General features: G+C 70.1%; 4 protein-coding genes, 1 tRNA gene and 1 pseudogene. 2 read left to right on the forward strand and 4 right to left on the reverse strand.

Translation table 11 applies throughout. The features are described from left to right. Window positions 1-159: 159 nt before the first annotated feature. The 3 genes from HLK59_RS47940 to HLK59_RS47950 all read right to left on the reverse strand — a co-directional run bounded on the left by HLK59_RS47940 (window position 160) and on the right by HLK59_RS47950 (window position 3,213). A complete protein-coding gene (locus HLK59_RS47940) occupies window positions 160-1,731 on the reverse strand; it encodes a Stp1/IreP family PP2C-type Ser/Thr phosphatase (RefSeq protein WP_171147986.1) in 1,572 nt (523 codons plus the stop codon). An 89-nt stretch (window positions 1,732-1,820) separates the two neighbouring features. After that, window positions 1,821-2,333 carry an FHA domain-containing protein gene (locus HLK59_RS47945; protein ID WP_171147983.1) on the reverse strand — a complete coding sequence of 171 codons (513 nt, stop codon included), beginning with the start codon at window positions 2,331-2,333 and terminating at the stop codon, window positions 1,821-1,823. 10 nt (window positions 2,334-2,343) lie between these two features. Continuing rightward, a complete protein-coding gene (locus HLK59_RS47950; RefSeq protein ID WP_171147984.1) occupies window positions 2,344-3,213 on the reverse strand; it encodes a DUF3662 and FHA domain-containing protein in 870 nt (289 codons plus the stop codon). 475 nt (window positions 3,214-3,688) lie between these two features. On the opposite strand from HLK59_RS47950, the gene HLK59_RS47955 reads away from it, so the two are divergent. Next, a tRNA-Leu gene (locus tag HLK59_RS47955) sits at window positions 3,689-3,772 on the forward strand. A gap of 160 nt (window positions 3,773-3,932) precedes the next feature. Here the strand turns inward: HLK59_RS47955 and HLK59_RS47960 are convergent. After that, window positions 3,933-4,586 (reverse strand): NAD(P)H-dependent oxidoreductase, encoded by a 654-nt coding sequence (locus HLK59_RS47960; RefSeq protein ID WP_171147985.1) that lies wholly within the window; start codon window positions 4,584-4,586, stop codon window positions 3,933-3,935. A 109-nt stretch (window positions 4,587-4,695) separates the two neighbouring features. Between HLK59_RS47960 and HLK59_RS47965 the strand changes: the two are divergent. Beyond that, window positions 4,696-4,926, forward strand: a pseudogene (locus HLK59_RS47965) (helix-turn-helix domain-containing protein); the annotation flags it as partial. Window positions 4,927-5,120: the final 194 nt, after the last annotated feature.

Raw genomic sequence — 5,120 nt, forward strand, 5'->3', positions numbered from 1 at the left:
GGGTGCTGGGGGGGCGGTGGGGGGTGCGGTGGGGGCCGCAGGGAGGGCGGGGGCGGGGGTGCGGCGGCGTGGTGGGTGTCGTGTGCCGGGAGTGGGGGCGTGGGGGGCGGACGGGTGGGGAGTAATGCTCGTGGTGGGCCAGGGCCGCCCACGGCTTGCCTACGGCGTACCGCGATGCCCGACGCGCTGCTTTTCTTCGGCCGAGAGGGGGGGGCCGGGGGTGGGAGTGGGCGCGGTCGGGGAGGCGGAAGCGTTCGGGGACGGTGAGGTCGTGGTGGACGGGGTCGGTGAGGCCTTGGACGTGAGGGAGGTCTTGGTGGTTCCCGTGGTGCCTCCGGCCTCGCCCTCGCCGGTCTTGGAGTTCTGCTCGCTCTCGGCGGCCTGCTGCTCGGAGCGCTTCTTGCACGCGGACGCCTGCAGGGAGAGTTCGTCGATCTTCTTCTGGGCGGTCTTGAGGTCGCCTTCGGCGATGGTGCCCTCGACGAGCTTCTGCTGGTACGGCGGCAGGTACTTGAGTTCGATCTCGGGGTGGTCCTTCTCCACCTTCGACAGCGACACCCAGGCCAGGTCCTGGCTGATGCCCCGGTACAGCGCCACGTGCTCGTCGTTGGCGGCCACGTAGTACTGGGTCTGGGTCCAGCGCCAGCCGCCGTAGAGGCCGCCGCCGACGACGGCGAGTGTGAGGGCGACGTAGAAGGATCTCTTCAGCCACTTGCGGCCCTTGCGGGGCTTGACGAAGTCCTCGTCGCTGTAGTCGCCGAAGCCGTCGGTGGGGATGAAGCCGGTGACGTCGCCGGAGCCGGGCGGGCCGAACTGTCCGCCGCCGCCCTGTCCGGGCACCTGGCGGCCGAGTCCGGAGGCGCGGCCCGCGGGGGTCTGCATGATGCCGTTGTCGTGCAGTTGGTGCTGCTGGTTCTCGGCGACCGCGCCGACGACGACCGGGGTGTCGGAGAGCTGCCCGGCCAGGGTGTCTCCGGTGTCCAGGTCCAGTACGTCGGCGACGATGACCGTGATGTTGTCGGGGCCGCCGCCGCGCAGGGCGAGCTGGATCAGCTCCTGCACGGTCTCCTGGGGGCCCTGGTAGCTGGCGAGGGTGTCTTCGAGCGTCTGGTGGGAGACGACGCCGGAGAGGCCGTCGGAGCAGATCAGGTAGCGGTCGCCGGCGCGGACCTCGCGGATGGAGAGGTCGGGTTCGACGTGTTCGCCGCTGCCCAGCGCGCGCATCAGCAGGGAGCGCTGCGGGTGGGTGGTGGCCTCTTCCTCGGTGATGCGGCCCTCGTCGACCAGGCGCTGCACCCAGGTGTGGTCCTGGGTGATCTGGGTGAGGACGCCGTCGCGGAGCAGGTACGCGCGCGAGTCGCCGACATGGACGAGGCCCAGGCGCTGGCCGGTCCAGAGGAGGGCCGTGAGCGTCGTGCCCATGCCCTCCAGCTGCGGGTCCTCCTCGACCAGGGCGCGCAGTTGGTCGTTGGCGCGCTGGACGGCGGTGCCGAGGGAGGTGAGCACGTCGGAGCCGGGGACGTCGTCGTCGAGGGCGACGATGGTGGAGATGGCCTCGGAGGAGGCGACCTCACCGGCGGCGGCGCCGCCCATTCCGTCGGCGATGGCGAGCAGTCGGGGACCGGCGTATCCGGAGTCCTCGTTGCCCTCCCGGATCATGCCTTTGTGCGATCCGGCGGCGAAGCGCAGTGACAGACTCATGCGCACCTCGCCCGTCGGCTCCGGATACATCCGCACGGTGCCCACCCTCCGGTCGGGAGCGCACCGCGGCCTTCGGCCGCCGTGTGCTCGCTCCGCTCGCGCCTATTCATGATGTAGCACTACTTCCGCAGCTCGATGACGGTCTTGCCGATGCGGATCGGCGCGCCCAGCGGAATCGGTGTGGGGGTCGTCAGCCGACTCCGGTCCAGATAGGTGCCGTTGGTCGACCCGAGGTCCTCGACGATCCACTGGCCGTCCCGGTCCGGGTAGATCCTGGCGTGCCTGCTGGAGGCGTAGTCGTCGTCCAGCACGATGGTGCTGTCGTGCGCCCGGCCCAGCGTGATGGTCTGGCCCTGGAGCGCGACGGTGGTGCCGGTGAGGATGCCCTCGCTGACGACCAGCTTGCTGGGGGCGTTACGGCCCCGGCGGCCGGCCGAGGGCTGCTGGCGCTGCTGCGGGGGCGCCTGTTGGCGCTGGGCCTGCTGCGGCCGGGCGGCCTCTCGTCTGGCCCCGCGCTGGGTGACACGCGTACCGAACAGGTCGCTGCGGATGACCTGCACGGCCACGATCACGAACAGCCACAGTACGGCCAGGAAACCCAGCCGCATGACCGTGAGGGTCAGCTCTGACATTGCCCCCGCTTCACCCTTCGGCTTGCCGGTAAATGATGGTGGTGTTGCCCACGACGATCCGCGAGCCGTCGCGGAGCGTAGCGCGGGTGGTGTGCTGTCCGTCCACCACGATGCCGTTGGTGGATCCGAGATCCTGGACGGTCGAGGGCGTTCCGGTCCGGATCTCACAGTGCCGGCGGGAGACGCCGGGGTCGTCGATCCGCACGTCGGCCTCGGTGCTGCGGCCCAGCACCAGCGTCGCGCGGGAGATCTGATGGCGGGCGCCGTTGATCTCGATCCAGTGGCGGGCACGTCCGCCTGCCGCGGCTGCCGGAGCGGGTGCGACCGGGGGCCGCTGACCGCTCACGGGCTGCGGGTATCCGTAGCCGCCGGGGCGGCCGCCGGGCGGCGGCGCGGCCGGCATGGGCGGGGCGCCCGGGGCTCCGGCGGGAGCCGCGGAGCCGTAGCCGCCGGGGGCCGCGGGCCGGCCGGCCGGGGCGGCGGCACCGGGGGCCTGCTGGTTGGTGGAGGAGGCGAGTGTGCGGCTGCGCACCCGGTACAGGCCGGTGTCGAGGTCGTCGGCCTTCTCCAGATGGACCTTGATGGGGCCCATGAAGGTGTAGCGCTGCTGCTTGGCGTAGTCGCGCACCATGCCGGCGAGCTCGTCGCCGAGCTGGCCGGAGTACGGGCTCAGGCGCTCGAAGTCCGGTGTGCTCAACTCCACGATGAAGTCGTTGGGGACGACCGTGCGGTCGCGGTTCCAGATCGTCGCGTTGTTGTCGCACTCGCGCTGGAGTGCTCCCGCGATCTCCACGGGCTGTACCTCGGACTTGAACACCTTGGCGAAGGTGCCGTTGACCAGACCTTCGAGGCGCTGCTCGAACTTCTTCAGGACTCCCATGGGGCACCTCCTCCGTAGCTGCTGCCGTCCTGCACCCCGCAGAGCGGGTACTGCCTTACCTGGTACTGCTTACTGATCGTATCCACGCGCCGGTCAATCGGCTGGTTCCCCCTGTCGGCCTCGTCGACGGGTGTCGACGCCTCCGAAGTTCCCTGTGGAGCTCCTCTTCGAACTCCCCCGGCCGACTCCTCCTGTCCAAGGATCGTAGAGGCGGCCGCAGACAAGTGTCCCGCACCTGACTGTGGACCCCGACCGGCTCCTGGGGAGACGGGCGGTACCGGTACGAGGTTGATACGTGAACAGACACGTGTTGATACGTAGCCGGAAGGACGGTGGGTTGGTGCGGGATCTCTACGGCCCTGATGAGCGGCTGCCCCTCGACAAGGGATGTGAACCCACCCCTGCCCGCGTGCTAATGTTCTGGATGTCGGAAGGCGCCAACCCCAAGGGGAAACAGCCCGAAGACACACCCAATGCGCGGGTGGCGGAATAGGCAGACGCGCTGGATTCAGGTTCCAGTGCCCGAAAGGGCGTGGGGGTTCAACTCCCCCCTCGCGCACAGCTGAAAGCCCCGTAGGTCTCAGACCTACGGGGCTTTTGCGTTGTCCTCCGGCGCCGCCTGCCGTGTGCTGTGAGGCTGCCTGTCGAGTGCTGCGGCGCCGTCCGCTGTGCGCTGCGGGCCGTGAGGACAATCACACCGTGTGGTCCCGGCCGGAGGCTTACGCGGCGAGGTTCTGGGCGAGGTGCTTCGCCCTGGTCTCGGCGTCCTGGTGGGCACGCGCGCGGGAGGCCTCGTAGAGGGGGATCAGCTCGGTCATCGCCGGGTTCTGCGGGGCCATGGTCAGCTCCGGGACGATGAAGTCGACGTCCAGGGCGAGGGAGTCGCCGAGGACCGCCCGCAGGTAGTTCTGCACGTACTCGAAGCCCTCGCGCGGAGTACCCGGAGCGTAGGAGCCGCCGCGGCTGGCGACGACGGTGACCGGGGTGCCGGTGATCTTCGAGTCCTCCGCCATGAAGGTGCGGCCCACGAGCATCACGTTGTCCAGCCAGGCCTTGAGGGTCGAGGGGATCGCGAAGTTGTACATCGGGGCGCCGATCAGCACGGCGTCCGCCCCCTCCAGCTCCTCGATCAGCCGCACGCGCGCGTCGAAGGCGGCGGCCTGCTCGGCGGTGTGCGTGGCCGGATCGGAGAAGCCGGCGGTGTGGGCGTCGGCGGTGATGTGCGGCACGGGGTTCGTGGCGAGGTCGCGGTAGATCACCGTGCCCTCGGGGTGCTGCTCCTCCCAGGTCCTGCGGAAGGCGTCCGTGACGGAGCGGGACGAGGAGGCGCCGTGGGGGAACACGGAGGAGTCGATGTGCAGCAGGGTGGCCATGGGGATCTCCTGAGGAGCAGTGCGTGGCTAATAATTCGTACTCGACTATTGATAACACAGGAACTTACTTTTTTTCATCCCCATACGTGAGCGCAGTACCCTGAAGGGCATGACGGTCGAGGAGAGTCACGGCACAGAGGCGTGCAAGCAGGTGGACAACGGGATCACCCGTGTCTTCCAGCTGCTGGGAAAGCGCTGGACCGGGCCGATCGTGGCCGTCCTGACCCCGGGACCGGCCTACTTCGTCGACCTGCGCCGGGCGATTCCCGGCATCAGCGAACGGATGCTGTCCGACCGTCTCACCGAGCTCGCCGCCGCGGGGCTCGTGCTGCGCGCCCTCACCGCCCGCCCTTCATCGCCCTCCCCCACCGCCAGCCCCGCGCCCGCGAGCTCCTGCACACCGCCGCACCGCATCCGCGCACTGGCGCCGGGCACCGCCCAGCCCCGCAGCGCTCCGCAGGCCCGCCCCGCCGACCCGCGCCACCACAGCCGCACGGCGCCGCGGCTGCGCCCGACCTGCAGAACGCCGCCGAC

It is taken from the genome of Streptomyces sp. S3(2020), from assembly GCF_013044505.1.
In the GTDB taxonomy this organism is placed as follows: Bacteria; Actinomycetota; Actinomycetes; order Streptomycetales; family Streptomycetaceae; genus Streptomyces.

Excerpts from the sequence above, each read along its gene's own strand:
- HLK59_RS47950 (WP_171147984.1), bottom strand. The coding sequence starts at position 3,213 with ATGGGAGTCCTGAAGAAGTTCGAGCAGCGCCTCGAAGGTCTGGTCAAC.
- HLK59_RS47945 (WP_171147983.1), bottom strand. The coding sequence starts at position 2,333 with ATGTCAGAGCTGACCCTCACGGTCATGCGGCTGGGTTTCCTGGCCGTA.
- HLK59_RS47960 (WP_171147985.1), bottom strand. The coding sequence starts at position 4,586 with ATGGCCACCCTGCTGCACATCGACTCCTCCGTGTTCCCCCACGGCGCC.
- HLK59_RS47940 (WP_171147986.1), bottom strand. The coding sequence starts at position 1,731 with ATGTATCCGGAGCCGACGGGCGAGGTGCGCATGAGTCTGTCACTGCGC.